We start from the raw sequence: 15,650 nt of genomic DNA, 5'->3' as shown, positions 1-15,650 counted from the left end.
GTGGGGGCGCCGGTTCCGCCGGGCCGGCGCTCCACCGCCAACCCCTCATGGAGTCGCGTTGCACACCGCCCACCCCGACCGCTATGCCGACATGCCCTACCGGCGCACCGGACGCAGCGGCCTGAAGCTCCCCGCGCTGTCGCTCGGCCTGTGGCACAACTTCGGGCCCAACCGCCCGGTGGAGACCCAGCGCGCCATCCTGCGCCGCGCCTTCGACCTGGGCGTGACCCACTTCGACCTCGCCAACAACTACGGACCGCCGCCCGGCGCCGCCGAGTCCGCGCTCGGCGAGGCCCTCGCGGCGGACTTCGCGCCGTACCGGGACGAGCTGGTGATCTCCACCAAGGCGGGCTATCTGATGTGGCCGGGGCCGTACGGCGAGTGGGGCTCGCGCAAGTACCTGCTGTCCTCGCTCGACCAGAGCCTGAAGCGCATGGGCCTGGAGTACGTCGACATCTTCTACTCGCACCGCCCCGACCCGGAGACTCCCCTGGAGGAGACGATGGGCGCCCTGCACTCGGCGGTCCAGCAGGGCAAGGCGCTCTACGCCGGCGTCTCCAACTACTCCCCGGAGCAGACCCGCGAGGCCGCCCGCATCCTCGCGGACCTCGGCACCCCGCTGCTGATCCACCAGCCGCGCTACTCGATGCTGGACCGCCGCCCCGAGGAGCAGGGCCTCCTGGACACCCTGGACGACCTCCAGGTCGGTTCCATCGCCTACTCCCCGCTGGAGCAGGGCCTGCTCACCTCGCGCTACCTCGACGGCATCCCGGAGGACTCGCGCGCCGCGAGCGACAGCCCCTTCCTGAACAGCGACGCGGTCACCGGCGAACTGGTGGACCGGCTGCGGGCCCTGGACGAGATCGCCAGGTCCCGCGGCCAGTCCCTCGCCCAGATGGCCCTCGCCTGGGTGCTGCGCGGCGGCCGCGTCACCTCGGCCCTGGTCGGCGCGAGCAGCCCGCGGCAGCTGGAGGACAGCGTCGCCGCCATCGGCAACCTCGACTTCGACCCGGCCGAACTGACCCGCATCGACGCCCTCACCACCGGCGCGTGAGCGCACCCGCGGGCCCCTACGCCCCCTGCGGCACCCGGTCCAGGAAGCCGAGGACCGAGCGGATACGGCCCTCGGCGTCCAGGGTGATCACGTCGGAGCCGGCGACCGGGGCACTCCCGTCGGTCCCGTTGACCAGTTCCCACGAGAACCGGGCGGTGTCGTGGTGGCCGTCGACGCCCCCGGTGAGCCGGAAGGCGAAGCCGGGGAACTGCTCGCGCGCCGCGGCGATGACGGCGCCGATCCGCTCGTGGCCGGCCGCGTCGGCGAGGGGGTCGGTGTAGCGGCCGTCCGGGGTCCAGGCGGCGGCCACCGCCTTGGCGCGGGCCTCCGGCTCGGCGGCGTTCCAGGCCTCGAAGTAGCGGGCGACGGCGTTCTCGTAACGGTCGGTGTGCGTGGACATGGCTGATCGGCCTCCATCGAGGTCACAGGTGCGGATCGTGGACTTCGGACGTCCGTCCGATGGCTCCACCCTGCCGGGCCGTGCCCGGGGGGTCGATTACCGCAGGGGTAATGGCGGCCCCGAACCTCCGCGGCCCCGAACCCCCGCGCCCCAGTCACCGCACCCGCACCGCCCGGCCGGATTTCGGCCAACTGCCGCGCGGAATATGCCAGGAGACTGGCCGGAAAGTCATGGTGACACTGTTTCAGGAGTCAACATACTCGAAGGTCAGGGACGTAGTACCGCACACGGGTCGCAAGGGGAACGAGGAAGCACCGGCAGAAGCGGAGCGCGACGGGGGAGGAGCAGTGCACGACGAATTCCTGTGCCACGTCACGGCGTACGGCATGTGCGACGGCCGCCGGATCGGGGTGCCGCTCGGTACCTACCGGGCGCCCACCCTCGCCCTCGCCCTGTGGTGGCTGCGCGACCGGGCCTCCTGGATCGCCGAGCGGCTCGACCCGTTGCCCGAGACCACCCGCATCCCGGCGAGCGCGCTCGTCCCGGTGCCGGACGGCGTGCCCGACGTGCCCGCCTTGCTGCGCGCCTGGTGCGCCGACGTGGCCCGGCAGGAGACCGTGGCCGAGCGGCTGGCGGAGGGACGCCTGGTGCGGATCGCGGCCGGCGACGACACCACCGAGTACGAACTGCTCGCCGAGTCCGTGGACGCCCTGCGCATGCAGCGCACCCTCCCGGCCCTCGTCCTGCCCAGGGCCTGACACCCACGACCACCCGCGACCACCGGGCGAGCCCGTTCAGGCAGGGCGCGAAACGGGGCACATCGGTAGAATTCAGCCATGGCTGAGCAGCCGGTCGCCCCGACTGCACCCGAGCTCCTCCTGGAGACGGAGACGGGCTCGACGGTGATGACCCCCAGCCGCGACTACCACGTCGGACGCGACCCGCTCAGCGACGTGGTCCTCGACGACGCCCGGGTCTCCTGGCACCACGCGGTGCTGCGCCCCGAGGACGGGCACTGGACGCTGCACGACGACGACAGCACCAACGGCACGTACGCCGACGGCCGGCGCGTGAACGACTGGGGCGTCCGCCCCGACAGCGTGATCCGCTTCGGCAACCCCGTCGACGGCCCCACCGCCGTCCTGGTGCCCCGCCCCGACCCGGCCCCCGACCGCCCGTCCTCCGTATCCCTGCCGTCCCTGACCACGACGTTCCGCCGGCCCACCGCCGTACGGCCGCTGCCCGCCCGCACCCTGCGGATCGGCCGCGCGGACGACAACGACCTCGTCGTCGACGACCTGATCGTCTCGCGCCGCCACGCCGAACTGCGCGCCCGCGAGGACGGCGGCCACGACATCGTCGACCTCGGCAGCCACAACGGCACGTTCCTCAACGGAACCCCGGTGAGCCGGGCCCCGGTCGGCCCCGGCGACATCATCGGCGTCGGCCACTCCTCGTTCTGCCTCGTCGGCGACGAGCTCCAGGAGTACGTCGACACCGGCGAGGTCTGCCTGGACGTGCAGGACCTCACCGTGACCGTCGACCGGGGCCGCAAGATCCTGCTCGACCGGGTGTCCTTCCCGGTGGGGGAGAAGTGCCTGCTCGGCGTGGTCGGGCCGAGCGGCGCGGGCAAGTCCACCCTGCTCGGCGCGCTGACCGGGCAGCGCCCGGCCGGACACGGCACGGTCCTCTACGACGGCCGCGACCTCTACCGCGACTACGCCGAGCTGCGCCAGCGCATCGGCCTGGTCCCGCAGGACGACATCCTGCACGCCCAGCTGACCGTGCGGGCCGCCCTCACCTACGCCGCCGAACTGCGCTTCCCGCAGGACACCTCGCAGGCCGAGCGCCGTACCCGGGTGGAGGAGGTGGTGCGCGAACTCGGCCTCCAGGAGCGCGTCGAACAGCCCGTGCACAGCCTGTCCGGCGGACAGCGCAAACGCGTCAGCGTCGCCCTCGAACTGCTCACCAAGCCCTCTCTGCTCTTCCTCGACGAGCCGACCTCCGGCCTCGACCCGGGCATGGAGCGCTCGGTGATGCGGATGCTGCGGGGCCTGGCCGACGACGGCCGCACGGTCGTCGTCGTCACCCACAGCGTCCTCAGTCTCGACGTCTGCGACCGGCTGCTCGTCCTCGCGCCGGGCGGCAAGGTCGCCTACTTCGGGCCACCCGGCGAGGCGCTGGACTTCTTCGGCTTCGACCAGTGGCCCGAGGCCTTCGAGGCGTTCGAGAACGACCGCGGACGGGACTGGGCGGGCGCCTACCGCGACTCGCCGCAGTACCGCCGCCACATCCTGGACGCCGGCGCCCAGCCGCACCTGCCGCGCTCCGGCCCCCTCCCGGCGGCCCCGCCGCCCCGGCCGCGCAGCTGGATCGCCCAGCTCGTCACGCTCGTACGCCGCTACACGGCCGCGCTCGCCGCCGACCGCACCTTCATCGCCACCATGGTCGCCCTGCCGTTCCTCACCGGGCTGATGGCCCGCGCGGTGGCCGGCAGCAGGCTCACCCCCCTGACCGCGATGAACGTGCTGCTCATCCTGTGCGTGGGCGGCATGCTGACGGGCTCGGCCAACGCGGTGCGCGAACTGGTCATAGAACGGGTGATCTACCAGCGCGAACGGGCCGTTGGCCTGCCCAGATCGGCGTACCTCGTCTCCAAGGTCGTCGTGCTGGGAGCGATCACGGTCGCGCAGGCCGTGGTGCTGACCTTGGTGGGCCTGCTCGGCGTCGATCTCAACGCTCCGGGCGGCAGAGGCGTGCTCATGCCGCCGCTGCCCGAGATCGCCCTCGCCGTGGCCCTGCTGGCCTTCACGGCGATGCTGCTCGGCCTGCTGGTCTCCGCGCTGGTGCCCAAGGAGGACGTGACGATGCCGCTGCTGGTGCTGCTGACCGTCGTCCAGGTCACCTTCTGCGGGGCCCTGGTGCGGCTGCACGGCATCCCCGGGCTGGACCAGCTGACCTGGCTCGTGCCCTCGCGGTGGGCGCTCGGGGCGATGGCGGGCACCGTCGAACTGGCCCGGATCGTGCCCAGCGACCTGACCTCCGACCCGCTGTTCCGGCACTCGGCCGAGGTGTGGCTGCGCAACCTGGCCGTGCTGCTGGTGCTGGCCGCCGCCTTCGGCTGCGCCGTCTCCCGGCTGCTGCGCCGGCACGAACCTGCCGTGATGCGCAAGTGAGGGCGCCCCGATGACCAGCCCCGGCTTCCGGCCCACCCACGTGATCCCCCAGGACGGGCTGCCGGCCTGGGAGGAGCCCGACCCCGCCCGGCCCACGCTGCCCCTCGACCCCCTGCTGCCGGTGCGGCTGGAGGAGCGGCGCGGCGACTGGGGCCGCATCCTGTGCGCCAACGGCTGGACCGCCTGGGTCGACGGCCGCCTCCTGATCGCCGTGCCGCAGGAGCCGCCCGGGGCCGACGGACCGCCCGCCCGCACGGCCGACCCGCGCCCGCTGCTGGAACGGGCCGCGCAGGCGCTCGCCCACTACCGGGCCGCCGTGGACGAGCTGACCGGCGGCGGCCTCGACGGCGAGGCCTTCCGCGAACGCACGCACGGCATGCGGGTCGGCGTCGTCGTCGACGGCGAGTCGGTGTGGCTGTACGACAGCGACCACGGCCGCTGGGAGTACGCCGACGGCGCCCACCTGACCACCTTCGCCACCGACGCGGCCCCCCGGGACGCGGCCCCGGACGCCCTGGCCGCGTCCCGCCCGGACGAGGTGCACGGCGCGAGTTCCGCGAGCGGCGCCACGAGTGCGGCCGGTGCCACCGGCGCGAGCGGCTCGACGGGCGCGGCCGGCACCGCGGGCCGGGCCGGTGCCACGGCAGCCGCCGGTGCCCTCGCGCAGCCGGACCGCTTCCCCGCGCCCGGCTCTGGCGGCGGACCTGGCCCGGCCGGTGAGCCCGCCGAGCCCGCCCCCGCTCACGGGACGGCCGACCGTCCCACCACGGGCCGGGTACCGGACCGCCCGCAGGAGCAGCTCCCCGAACGTCCCCCGGACCGCCGCCCCGGCCGGGCCGACGTCCGCACCGCGACCCGGGTCGTCACCCCCGACGGCGACCCCTGATCCCGCCGCCGGCGCCACCCGTGCCGCCGGCGCCCCCGGCACCGCCCCGGTCACCGCCCCCGTCACCCGCGCCGCCGGTCCCTCGCGCGGCGGGCCCGGCACCCTCCGCCGGGATCTCGCCCCTGCGGCGGACCCGGCGGGCGCCCAGGGCGCCGACAAGGCCCGCGAACACGCCCCACAGGAGGGCGAGGCCCAGGGCGCTCCAGAACCGGGGGCGCAGGAGGACCTCGCCGGAGAGGTTGCCGCCGAGGTCGCCGATGCCGAGGAGGGACAGGCCGTAGTGGGCGAGGACGCGGCCCACCAGACAGATCATCAGCACGGTGAGCAGCAGGGCCACGGCCATGCGCACGGCGTGCCGCGGGACCCCCACGCCCGCCGGTGAGCGTGTCGCCATCAGGAAGCCCGCCGCGGGCAGCAGCACCAGGTCGGCGACGAGCAGCCACCACACCCGCCCGTCGTGCTCGGCGAGCGTGCCGAGGTTCAGCGTCGACACGTCGGGGGTACGCAGCACCTCGTCGAGGATGTGGGGCATCGGCAGCCCGAACGGGCCGTCCACGCGGCCGTTCCAGGTGGCGCCCATGCCGATGGTGAGGGCGAGCCAGGTGAGGTTGGGCAGGCCGAGCAGGATCACCGCGAAGGTCTCCGCCGGGTGCCCGCGGGTGGCGGCCGTCACCAGGGCGACAACGAGCCCGACGAGGACGTACACCAGCAGCAGCGCGACCATGGCGTACGCCGCCGGGCGCACCGCGGTGCGGAACCGCAGCAACCCGGCCGGCAGCGGAGCGCCGTGCGCCACGAGCAGCGCCAGCACCAGCACACCGGCCAGCCACAGCAGCCCGAACAACACGGTCAGCGGCACTTGCGTGGTGAAGCCGACCTCGGGCGTGGCCCCGAGCAGCCCGCCGATGGCGCCGAGCACGCCGTCGCCGAGGTCGACGGCGAAGGTCTGCCGGGCGCCGAACGCCAGGCCGATCAGCGCGAGCAGCCACAGGACGCCGATCCGGGCGGCCCACCCGGCCAGTTCGCGGGCCCCGGCCACCGCCCGGTTGCGCAGCGGGCGCAGGAAGCCGGCCGCGACGACCAGCGCCCCGACGAGCGTGACCGACAGCGGCATCACCGTGATCCCGGCGTGCGTCCGGGCGAGTTCGCCCGCGTTGCCCGTGAGTTCCACGGTGCCGCCGACCGCCGCGACCACGGTGGCGGCGACCACGCGCGCGAAGGCGTTGTCGGGCAGGTTCGCGGCCCCCGCCGCCCACAGCCCGAGCGCCGCCACCACCCACATGGCGACCAGCCCGGCCAGCACCGTGGCCAGGGCCTGGACCCAGCCGTGGCGGGCGACGGGCGGCGCGGAGGGGCGCGGTGGGCTCACGCTGCCACGCTAAGCAGGGCGGGCACGGCACGCCCGCCGGGAGGTCCGTCCGCGTCCGCTTGCGGGCCGCACGGGACCGGAGCACACAATGGTGGTGTCCGCGAAGAGCGGAGCCAATCGAGTGATTCTCCGTTGATTCCCCGTTGGTTCGCCGCGGAAAGCCGACGTCGGGAGTGCTCGTGAGCGTCGAACCGCCGGCCTCCGGCCGTCCCACAGGACCTCCGTCCGGCCCCCTGTCGGGACCCCCTTCCCAGCCGCCGGGAGGCCCGCCCACCCGGCCCTCCGGCGCCGGGGGCGGCCCCCCGCGCGAGCCCCGGCGGCCCTGGTGGACCTCGGTGCCCCGTATCGGCGTTCTCGCCGCCGTCGTGGTGGCCGCGGTCGTCGTGGCCGTCGTCCTCACCAACTCCGGCGGACCGCAGGCGCGCGGCGAGGTCTTCCTCCAGCCGGCCGCGGCCACCGGCCCCGACCCCTTCACCGCCTCCTCGGCGACCGGCTCGGACACCTCCACCGCACAGCCCCCGCAGGGCCGGCCCTCCGGCACGGCGCCCACCGCGCCCTCGGGCACGGGATCGGCGGCCCCGAACACGCTGCGCGGCATATCCGGCGGGGCGCCCGGCCTCTACACCGGCACCCACAACTCCGCCAGCTGCGACGTGGAGAAGCAGATCAAGGACCTCCGGGCGGACCCGGCCCGGAACGCCGCCTTCGCCTCGACCGTCGGCGTCAGCCCCTCCGGCGTGCCCGGCTACCTGCGCTCGCTCACCCCCGTCCAGCTCGGCATGGACACCCGCGTCACCGCCCACGGCTACCGGGACGGCTCGGTCACCACGTACCAGTCCGTCCTCCAGACCGGCACCGCCGTCCTCGTCGACGCGCACGGCGTGCCCCGCACCCGCTGCGCCTGCGGCAACCCGCTGTCGCCGCCGGTCGCACAGTCCGCCGCGCCCAAGTACACCGGCCAGTCCTGGGCGTCGTACCGCCCGCAGAACGTCGTCGTGGTCACGCCCGCGCCCAGGCCCGTCAAGACGTTCGTCGTCTACGACCCCGGTCAGCACAAGTACTTCTCCCGCGACCACGGCGACCACGGAGGCAAGGACCACTGGACCGAGCCGCCCAAGCACCCGCCGGCCCCGAGCGCGAGCGTGACGCTGCCCAGCAGCACGCCGCCGTCCGCCTCCAAGCCGGGCTCTCCCGGCTCGGCGCCGCCGAGCCGGCCCTCGGGCAAGCCGTCCTCCGCCCCGCCCAAGCCGCCGGGGTCCTCGAACGCGCCGTCGTCGAACGCCCCGTCCTCCCACGCGCCCTCCTCGGCCCCGTCCTCGCAGCCGCCGTCGTCGCACGCGCCGCCCCCGTCCTCGCCGCCCCCCTCCCAGCCCTCGCAACCCGCGACACCCTCGGCGCCGCCGTCCTCCGGGCCGCCGTCGAACGGATCGCCCGCCCAACCGCCGGCGGGGACACCCCCGCCGCCGGCCTCCTGACCGCCGCGCGGCGGCACGGGCAGGGCGGCGGGTGCCGCGATGGCCGGAACCGGTGGACTGGCGCGCGCCGCGCTGGGTAAGGGCACTGTGCAGCGGTGTCCGGCCGGACCTGCGCTTGGCGAGGAAGACACGCATGACCGAGGATCTGGGCGGGGCAGTGGCGCCGACCGGCTTCGACGTGCCCGTGGAACCGCTCCGGCGGGCGGCGCACTACACCGGGGAGCCGGGATCCATAGCCGAGGCGCGCTCCTTCGCCGCGCACTTCCTGGACCGGCTCAGGACCGAGTGGTGCGCGGGGATCGGCCCGCGCTGCGGCGAGGCGCTGCTCCTGGTGGTGAGCGAGCTGGTCACCAACGCCGACCGGCACAGCAACGGGCCGTACATCCTCGAACTCGAGGGAACGGACAGCGCGGTGAGCGTGTGCGTCTACGACAGCAGTGCGGCCGTACCCCGGCGCTTCCCGCGCGACCCCGAGCGCGTCGGCCGGCACGGACTGGAGATCGTGCACGCGCTCGCCGCGGAGGTGACCGTCGAGCGGGTCCCGGTGGGCAAGCGCGTGCGCGCGCTGGTCCGCCTCGACGGCGACTGAGCGGGGTGAACACCCCCAAGTACCCGCACGCGGGCGGATGTATGCCTCGCCCGGCCGAGAGCGGAATTCACCCAGGGCGGAACGCCGCGGCCTTCCCCGCGCGGCCGGGACTCCTAGGCTGAGAAGGTGAGCAGCCAAGCGTCCGACCGAGCCCAAGCGCCCGACCGAGCCCGCGTCATCCCCCTGCGTCCGGGGGCCGTTGGGCAGGGAGCCGCCCGACCACCCTTCGAACGGCCCGTTCCTCGCGAACCCCTATGGCGCGACCTGGTCGGCGACGTGCTGCGCCGCGAGCGCCTCGCCCAGGAGCGCACGCTCAAGGACGTCGCGGACGCGGCGCGGATCTCCATGCCGTACCTCTCGGAGGTCGAGCGCGGCCGCAAGGAGGCGTCCTCGGAGGTCCTGGCCGCCGCCGCCCAGGCCCTCGGCCTCGGCCTCGGCGACCTGCTGTCACGGGCCCACGGCGAGCTGACCCGCCTCACGAGCCGCACCACGGCCCGCCGCCACGCCCCGGCCACCCCGCACCGCGACGGCCTGTGCCTGGCCGCCTGACGTGAGCGACGGGGCCCCGGGTCCGCCCCGGGGCCCCGTCCAACCCGGGGCTCAGACCATCGCGAGGCGGCGGCTCAGCACCTCGTCGGCGAGGCCGTAGGCCACCGCCTCGTGGGCGGTGAAGACCTTGTCGCGGTCCATGTCGGCGCGCAGGGCCGCCGCGTCGTGCCCGGTGTGGCGGGACAGCACCTCCTCGACCTGGGAGCGGATGCGGACCATCTCCTTGGCCTGGAGGGCCAGGTCGGACACCGTACCCTGCCGGCCGCCGCTCGCGGGCTGCCCGAGCAGCACGCGCGCGTGTTCCAGCACGAACCGCCGCCCCGGGTCCCCGCCCGCCAGCAGCACCGCCGCCGTGGAGGCGGCCTGTCCCACGCAGAACGTGGAGATCGGCGACTGCACGAACGTCATGGTGTCGTAGATCGCCATGAGCGAAGTGAACGACCCTCCCGGCGAGTTGAGGTACAGCGACACCTCCTGCTCCGGGTTGGCGGACTCCAGGTGGAGCAGCTGCGCGATGACGACGTTGGCCACCCCGTCGTCGATCTCCGTGCCCAGGAAGATGATCCGCTCGTTCAGCAGCCTGCTGAACACGTCGTAGGACCGCTCGCCCTGCGCCGTCCGCTCGATCACGTACGGAACCGTGTACGACCCCATGTCACAGCCCCATTCGCCGGCGCGAGGAGGCCGGGCGGACGTCGGCGAGCGATTCCACCACCCGGTCCACCATCCCGTAGTCCCTGGCCTGTTCGGCGGTGAACCAGCGGTCCCGGTCGCCGTCCCGCGAGATCGTCTCCACGCTCTGCCCGGTGTGCTCGGCGGTGAGCCGCTCGATGGTCCGCTTGGTGTGGTCCAGGTTCTCCGCCTGGATCTCGATGTCCGCGGTGGTGCCGCCGATCCCGGCGGACGGCTGGTGCATCATGATCCGCGCGTGCGGCAGCGCCAGCCGCTTGCCGCTGGTGCCCACGGTGAGCAGGAACTGGCCCATGCTCGCGGCGAACCCCATGACCAGCGTCGACACGTCGTTGGGGATGAGCCGCATCGTGTCGTAGATCGCCAGCCCCGCGGTGACCGAACCGCCGGGGCTGTTGATGTAGAGGCCGATGTCGGTGCGCGGGTCCTCCGCCGACAGCAGGAGCAGCTGTGCGCACACCCGGTTGGCCGACACCTCGTCGACCTGGGTGCCCAGGAACACGATGCGCTGGGCGAGCAGCTGGGCCGCGAGGTGGTCGTCGAAGCGGCTGGGCGGGGTGTCGCCCTCCTCGGCGCGCGGCAGCAGCGAGGTCAGTGGTGTCATCGTCTCTCCTCGTCGTGGACTGGGAATGCCGTCGACCCCACTGTCGGCCGCGCACGCGTCCCGCGGCCGGATTCTCTGCCGGCGGCAGATTCGCCACGGGCGGAACTTTCCCGCCGGTGCTCCGATGAGTTCCGCGGCCCGCGCCGGTCACCACTACTGACCGCGTCCGACACCCCAGGAGGTACTCGTGGCCGCCGAAGGATTCACCACCTGTCTCTGGTTCGACGGGCAGGCCGAGGAAGCCGCCCACTACTACGTCTCGGTCTTCAAGAACTCCAGCATCGGCCGGATCGGCCGCTACACCGAGGCCGGCCCGGGCCCCGCCGGGTCCGTGATCGCGGTCGACTTCACGGCCAACGGCCACAAGTTCGTCGCGCTCAACGGCGGCCCGCAGTTCAAGTTCAACGAGGCGATCTCCTTCCAGATCCACTGCCGGGACCAGGAGGAGGTCGACCACTACTGGGCCAAGCTCACGGAGAACGGCGGCGAGCCGGGCCCCTGCGGCTGGCTCAAGGACAAGTACGGCGTGTCCTGGCAGGTCGTCCCGGACGGGCTGATCGAGATGATCGGCGACGCGGACCAGGAGAAGGCCGCCCGCACCACCCGCGCCATGCTCGCGATGGGCAAGCTCGACATCGCCGCCCTGAAGCGGGCGTACGCGGGGGAGTAGCGGGTGCGGAGCGGCCGGCCCACCCGTCCGGGGGAGTGGGCCGGCCGCACAGGGGGGCCGGCGGGCGCGCTCGCGGGGATGCGCGCCCGCCGGGACGTGTGCGCCGGGACGCGTGCCCGCGCGGGCCGGGCCTCAGGAGAGGTCGTTCACCAGGACGGCCGCCCCGTCGAAGCGCCCGGCCTTGAGGTCGCGCAGCGCCTCGGGCGCGCGCGAGAGCGGATACGTGTGGGTGGTGGCGCGCACCCCGTGCCGGGCGGCCACCGCCAGGAAGTCCCGCGCGTCCTCGCGGGTGTTCGAGGTGACGCTGCGCAGCTCCTTCTCGTAGAACAGGTCGCTCTCGTAGTGCAACGGGGGGATGTCGCTGAGGTGGATGCCGGCGACCGACAGCACACCGCCCCGGTCGAGGGCGCGCAGTGCGACGGGGACCAGGTCCCCGGCCGGCGCGAACATGATCGCCCCGTCCAGCGGCTCGGGCGGCGGGTCGTGGGCGCCCTGCGCCGAGGCCGCGCCCAGTTCCAGCGCGAGCGCCCGGGCCGCGGCCCCGCGGGTCATGACGTGCACCGTGGCGCCCTCGGCCAGCGCCACCTGGGCGCACAGGTGGGCGCTGCCGCCGAAGCCGTACAGGCCGAGCCGTCCGCCGCGCGGCAGCGAGGTGCGCCGCAGCGCACGGAAGCCGATGATGCCCGCGCACAGCAGCGGCGCGAGCGCCACGTCATCCACCTCGCCGGGCAGCCGGTGGGCGAAGGCGGCCGGCACGGTCGTGTACTCGGCGTAGCCGCCGTCGGCGTCCCAGCCGGTGTACCGCGAGGCCGGGCACAGGTTCTCCGCGCCGCGCGCGCAGTAGGCGCAGGTGCCGTCGGTGCGGCGCAGCCAGGCCACGCCCACCCGGTCGCCGGGCGCGAAGCCGCTCACCCCCCGGCCCAGGCCCGCGACCTCCCCGACGACCTCGTGCCCCGGGGTGACGCCGGGCCGCCGCACCGGCAGGTCGCCCTCGGTGACGTGCAGGTCGGTCCGGCACACCCCGCAGGCCCGCACGCGCACCAGCAGCTCGTCGTCGGCCGGGACCGGCACCGGCCGCTCCACCAGCCGCAGCGGGTCCTCCTCCACCGGCCCGGGCGCGGCCACCGCCCACGCCCGCATGGTCTCGCCCGACATCGCATCCCCGTCCTGGTGAGGTCCGGACTCCTGCGTGCTCCTCCGCGTCCAGTGTGGCCCCCATGGGGCCCGGACCGAAGCGGAGTGGGGCGTTCGGCGCGCGGGCCGTCCGGCTCGCAACTAGCGTGAGGAGGCGGCAGCGAAGGCACGAGCCACCGCACGGGAGAGGCGGCGGGAAAGGGCGGCAGCCATGGCGCTACAACCTGAGGGAACCCCCTGCTGGACCGACGCGATGTTCACCGACCTGCAGGGGGCCAAGACCTTCTACGGCGAGGTGCTCGGCTGGACCTTCGCCGAGTCGTCGTCGGAGTTCGGCGACTACACGCAGGCCTACGCGGACGGCAAGGCGGTGGCGGCCGTCGTACCGCCCATGCCGGGGCAGGAGGGCCAGGCGCAGTGGTGCCTGTACCTCGCCTCGCCGGACGCGTCCGCGACGGCCGGGCGGATCCGGGAGCACGGCGGCGAGATCCTGATGGAGCCGATGCGGGTCGGCGACTTCGGCACCATGTGCCTGGCCCGCGAGCCCAGCGGCGCGGTGTTCGGGGTGTGGCAGGGCGGCGCCCACGAGGGCTTCGAGGCGACGGCCGTGCCCGGCGCGTACTGCTGGGCGGAGGTCTTCACCCGCGAGCCGGAGAAGGCCGACGCCTTCCTCACCTCCGTCTTCGGTTACCGCGCGCAGCGGGTCGCGGACGGGCAGGAGGACTTCACCATGTTCTCCGTCGGCGACGACACGGTGCTCGGCCGGATGCGGATGACGGACGACTTCCCGCCCGAGGTGCCCTCGTACGTCAACGTGTACTTCACCGTGCGGGACTGCGACGAGGCGGTGGCCGCCGCGACCCGGCTCGGCGGTGTGCTGCGGTTCGGCCCGATGGACAGCCCCTTCGGACGGTTCGCGGCCCTCAGCGATCCGCAGGGCGCGAACTTCTCGGTGATCGACATCACCACCACCAAGGGCGAGATGCCCCGCACCGAGGACGTCACCTAGGGCCCGCCCGGGACATGGCATCATCGGGGCCATGCGTGAACGTGTGGTGGCCGCCTGCGACGGGGCCTCGAAGGGAAATCCGGGTCCGGCGGGCTGGGCGTGGGTGGTCTCCGACGGGGCCGGGACCGCCCCGGTGCGGTGGGAGGCCGGCGCGCTGGGCACCGCCACCAACAACGTCGCCGAACTCACCGCGCTCGAGAGGCTGTTGGCGGCGACCGACCCGGAGGTGCCGCTCGAGGTCCGGATGGACTCGCAGTACGCGATGAAGGCGGTCACCACCTGGCTGCCCGGCTGGAAGCGCAACGGCTGGCGGACGGCCGCCGGCAAGCCGGTCGCCAACCAGGAGCTCGTCGTGCGGATCGACGAGCTGCTCGACGGCCGCTCGGTCGACTTCCGCTACGTCCCCGCCCACCAGGTCGACGGCGACCCGCTCAACGACTTCGCCGACCGCGCCGCCAGCCAGGCCGCCACCGTCCAGCAGGCCGCGGGCAGCGCCCTCGGCTCGCCGGAGCCGCCGCCCTCGCCCGTCGCCGCCGCCCCGGCCGCCGCGCGCCGCCGGGCGGGCGGGACCAAGGCGGCGGCGCCCAAGCGCGGCGGCGCCGGTTCCTCCTCGCGCACGATCAAGGCTAAGTTCCCGGGCCGCTGCGTCTGCGGCCGCTCCTACGCCGCCGGTGAGCCCATCGCCCGCAACGACCAGGGCTGGGGCCACCCGGAGTGCCGCACGGCGGCGGCCGGCTAGGCCCACTGGGCGGACTGGGCCGACTGGGCCGGCTCTGCCGTCTCAGTCGGTGTCGAAGGTGTAGTGGGCCGTGTGGTCCAGCATGTCCGCCGGGGTCACGTCGTTCCACGGCTTCATCGTCTCGCGCAGGTCCACCACGTCCGGCGTGCCGCCGGTCGGCACATAGCCCGAGCCGGGGTGCCGGCGCTGCCACTGGGCCCACAGCTTGTCGACGTAGGCGTGGTGCAGCCAGAAGACGGGGTCGTTGGGGGAGACGCCGGTGGCCATCTGGCCGCCGACCCAGACGTGGACGCGGTTGTGCAGATTGGCCCCGCGCCAGCCCTCGAGGTGGTTGCGGAAGCCGTCCGAGGCGCTGTTCCACGGCGCGGCGTCGTACGCCGTGATCGCCAGCACCGAGTCCACCTCCGCCCGCGTCGGCAGCTCGCGCACGCCGGTGCCCAGGGAGCGGCGCAGGTAGGTGCGGCTGTCGACGCGCACGTTGATGGGCCAGTTGCCGGTCGAGGCGGCGAACGGGCCGTCCGTCACGCGGCCGTCCGAGGCGCGGCCGGTGCCGCCGAGGAAGTCGGGCGCCCACAGCGGGGCGCGGGCCGTGCGGTCGGTGCTCCAGTCCCAGTAGGGCAGCGCGACCGAGGAGTCCACGGACTGAAGCGCCCGCTCGAACTCCAGCAGGAATCTGCGGTGCCAGGGCAGGAACGACGGCGAGCGGTGCCCGGTGCGTTCGCCGCTGTCGGTGTCGGCCATGATGAAGCGGTTGTGGGTGGTGACGAAGGCGTCGTAGCGGCCGCCGCGCTTGAGCTCCAGGACGGCGGCGACGAAGCGCCGCTTCTCGTCGGCGGACAGCGTGGCCTGGTTCTTGCGTACGGTCATGTGCGGGTGCTCCGGAAGTCCTTGCTCGGCGTGGTCAGTTGGCGGGGAAGGGCAGGAGCCGGGCGCCCTGGAGCTCGTCGACGGCGGCCCGCGCGGCGGCCCGCGGGGTCGCGACCGGGGCGTAGTGGCCCACGACGCTGATCCAGGTCCCGTCCGCGTTGCGCATCACGTGCAGTTCCGCGCCGTCGACGAAGACGGCGTAGTCCATGCCGTCCATGCCGTGGTGGTGGCCGCCGCCGGCGGGCCGGCCCTGTATCCGGCGGCCCTTGTAGACCTCGTCGAACGGCTCGGGCGCGCCGTGGGGGTGGTGCGCCTGCGCCGGGGCGGCCCACGCGCCGGGCATGGTGACGGCGTGGGCGCCGGCGGCCGCGGCGAGGGCGGCGGTGGCGGTGAGCGCGCGGCGACGGCTGAGTTCCGGCATACGGGACCTCCGGGGTGT

The 15,650-nt window shown here is 74.4% G+C and carries 17 protein-coding genes; 10 read left to right on the top strand and 7 right to left on the bottom strand.

Translation table 11 applies throughout. The annotated features are described in order from the left end of the window. The first annotated feature begins 58 nt into the window (after nucleotides 1–58). The gene (gene mgrA, locus IE217_RS05835; RefSeq protein ID WP_190176631.1) at nucleotides 59–1,054 is read left to right on the top strand and encodes an L-glyceraldehyde 3-phosphate reductase; all 996 of its coding nucleotides are present in this window, start codon (nucleotides 59–61) and stop codon (nucleotides 1,052–1,054) included. A gap of 16 nt (nucleotides 1,055–1,070) precedes the next feature. Here the strand turns inward: mgrA and IE217_RS05830 are convergent, their stop codons facing one another. Next, nucleotides 1,071–1,454, bottom strand: a complete 384-nt coding sequence (locus IE217_RS05830) for a nuclear transport factor 2 family protein (RefSeq protein WP_190176630.1) — start codon at nucleotides 1,452–1,454, stop codon at nucleotides 1,071–1,073. A 347-nt stretch (nucleotides 1,455–1,801) separates the two neighbouring features. Here IE217_RS05830 and IE217_RS05825 point away from each other — a divergent pair, with 347 nt between their 5' ends. The 3 genes from IE217_RS05825 (at nucleotide 1,802) to IE217_RS35185 (ending at nucleotide 5,516) form a co-directional block, all read left to right on the top strand. After that, entirely contained in the window at nucleotides 1,802–2,212 is a 411-nt protein-coding gene (locus IE217_RS05825; RefSeq protein WP_190176629.1) for a hypothetical protein, read from the top strand. Between the two features lie 78 nt (nucleotides 2,213–2,290). Further along, on the top strand, nucleotides 2,291–4,630 hold the full coding sequence (locus IE217_RS05820; RefSeq protein ID WP_190176628.1) for an ABC transporter ATP-binding protein/permease: 2,340 nt from the start codon (nucleotides 2,291–2,293) through the stop codon (nucleotides 4,628–4,630). Nucleotides 4,631–4,640: 10 nt separating this feature from the next. Then, nucleotides 4,641–5,516: a hypothetical protein gene (locus tag IE217_RS35185; RefSeq protein WP_308432690.1), complete on the top strand. Its 876-nt coding sequence runs from the start codon at nucleotides 4,641–4,643 to the stop codon at nucleotides 5,514–5,516. Here the strand turns inward: IE217_RS35185 and IE217_RS05810 are convergent. Then, the gene (locus tag IE217_RS05810; protein WP_229865059.1) at nucleotides 5,494–6,885 is read right to left on the bottom strand and encodes a streptophobe family protein; all 1,392 of its coding nucleotides are present in this window, start codon (nucleotides 6,883–6,885) and stop codon (nucleotides 5,494–5,496) included. The two genes, IE217_RS35185 and IE217_RS05810, sit on opposite strands and share 23 nt — an antisense overlap. Before the next feature lie 179 nt (nucleotides 6,886–7,064). On the opposite strand from IE217_RS05810, the gene IE217_RS05805 reads away from it, so the two are divergent. The 3 genes from IE217_RS05805 (at nucleotide 7,065) to IE217_RS35180 (ending at nucleotide 9,498) form a co-directional block, all read left to right on the top strand. Then, nucleotides 7,065–8,360 carry a DUF6777 domain-containing protein gene (locus tag IE217_RS05805; RefSeq protein WP_190176627.1) on the top strand — a complete coding sequence of 432 codons (1,296 nt, stop codon included), beginning with the start codon at nucleotides 7,065–7,067 and terminating at the stop codon, nucleotides 8,358–8,360. Between the two features lie 133 nt (nucleotides 8,361–8,493). Further along, on the top strand, nucleotides 8,494–8,949 hold the full coding sequence (locus tag IE217_RS05800; RefSeq protein WP_190176626.1) for an ATP-binding protein: 456 nt from the start codon (nucleotides 8,494–8,496) through the stop codon (nucleotides 8,947–8,949). Between the two features lie 126 nt (nucleotides 8,950–9,075). Then, nucleotides 9,076–9,498 carry a helix-turn-helix domain-containing protein gene (locus IE217_RS35180; protein WP_190176625.1) on the top strand — a complete coding sequence of 141 codons (423 nt, stop codon included), beginning with the start codon at nucleotides 9,076–9,078 and terminating at the stop codon, nucleotides 9,496–9,498. A 51-nt stretch (nucleotides 9,499–9,549) separates the two neighbouring features. Here IE217_RS35180 and IE217_RS05790 read toward each other — a convergent pair whose 3' ends face one another. Together IE217_RS05790 and IE217_RS05785 are read right to left on the bottom strand one after the other, a co-directional pair. Further along, nucleotides 9,550–10,152 carry a ClpP family protease gene (locus tag IE217_RS05790; protein ID WP_190176624.1) on the bottom strand — a complete coding sequence of 201 codons (603 nt, stop codon included), beginning with the start codon at nucleotides 10,150–10,152 and terminating at the stop codon, nucleotides 9,550–9,552. A 1-nt stretch (nucleotide 10,153) separates the two neighbouring features. Beyond that, on the bottom strand, nucleotides 10,154–10,792 hold the full coding sequence (locus IE217_RS05785; RefSeq protein ID WP_189703779.1) for an ATP-dependent Clp protease proteolytic subunit: 639 nt from the start codon (nucleotides 10,790–10,792) through the stop codon (nucleotides 10,154–10,156). A 187-nt stretch (nucleotides 10,793–10,979) separates the two neighbouring features. On the opposite strand from IE217_RS05785, the gene IE217_RS05780 reads away from it, so the two are divergent. Next, nucleotides 10,980–11,462, top strand: a complete 483-nt coding sequence (locus IE217_RS05780; RefSeq protein ID WP_190176623.1) for a VOC family protein — start codon at nucleotides 10,980–10,982, stop codon at nucleotides 11,460–11,462. A gap of 132 nt (nucleotides 11,463–11,594) precedes the next feature. Here the strand turns inward: IE217_RS05780 and IE217_RS05775 are convergent, their stop codons facing one another. Next, nucleotides 11,595–12,602: a zinc-binding alcohol dehydrogenase family protein gene (locus tag IE217_RS05775; protein WP_190177006.1), complete on the bottom strand. Its 1,008-nt coding sequence runs from the start codon at nucleotides 12,600–12,602 to the stop codon at nucleotides 11,595–11,597. 205 nt (nucleotides 12,603–12,807) lie between these two features. Here IE217_RS05775 and IE217_RS05770 point away from each other — a divergent pair, with 205 nt between their 5' ends. Then, the gene (locus IE217_RS05770) at nucleotides 12,808–13,605 is read left to right on the top strand and encodes a VOC family protein (protein WP_190176622.1); all 798 of its coding nucleotides are present in this window, start codon (nucleotides 12,808–12,810) and stop codon (nucleotides 13,603–13,605) included. Nucleotides 13,606–13,624: 19 nt separating this feature from the next. Next, nucleotides 13,625–14,344, top strand: a complete 720-nt coding sequence (locus IE217_RS05765; protein WP_190177005.1) for a ribonuclease H family protein — start codon at nucleotides 13,625–13,627, stop codon at nucleotides 14,342–14,344. Between the two features lie 42 nt (nucleotides 14,345–14,386). On the opposite strand, the gene melC2 is transcribed toward IE217_RS05765, so the two are convergent. Together melC2 and melC1 are read right to left on the bottom strand one after the other, a co-directional pair. Continuing rightward, complete coding sequence (gene melC2 / locus IE217_RS05760) at nucleotides 14,387–15,211, bottom strand: tyrosinase MelC2 (RefSeq protein WP_190176621.1); 825 nt, start codon at nucleotides 15,209–15,211, stop codon at nucleotides 14,387–14,389. A gap of 34 nt (nucleotides 15,212–15,245) precedes the next feature. Then, the gene (gene melC1, locus IE217_RS05755; RefSeq protein WP_190176620.1) at nucleotides 15,246–15,632 is read right to left on the bottom strand and encodes an apotyrosinase chaperone MelC1; all 387 of its coding nucleotides are present in this window, start codon (nucleotides 15,630–15,632) and stop codon (nucleotides 15,246–15,248) included. Nucleotides 15,633–15,650: the final 18 nt, after the last annotated feature.

Source organism: Streptomyces naganishii JCM 4654 (assembly GCF_014650575.1).
In the GTDB taxonomy this organism is placed as follows: Bacteria; Actinomycetota; Actinomycetes; order Streptomycetales; family Streptomycetaceae; genus Streptomyces; species Streptomyces naganishii.
This window is presented reverse-complemented; position numbering and strand designations above follow the sequence as displayed.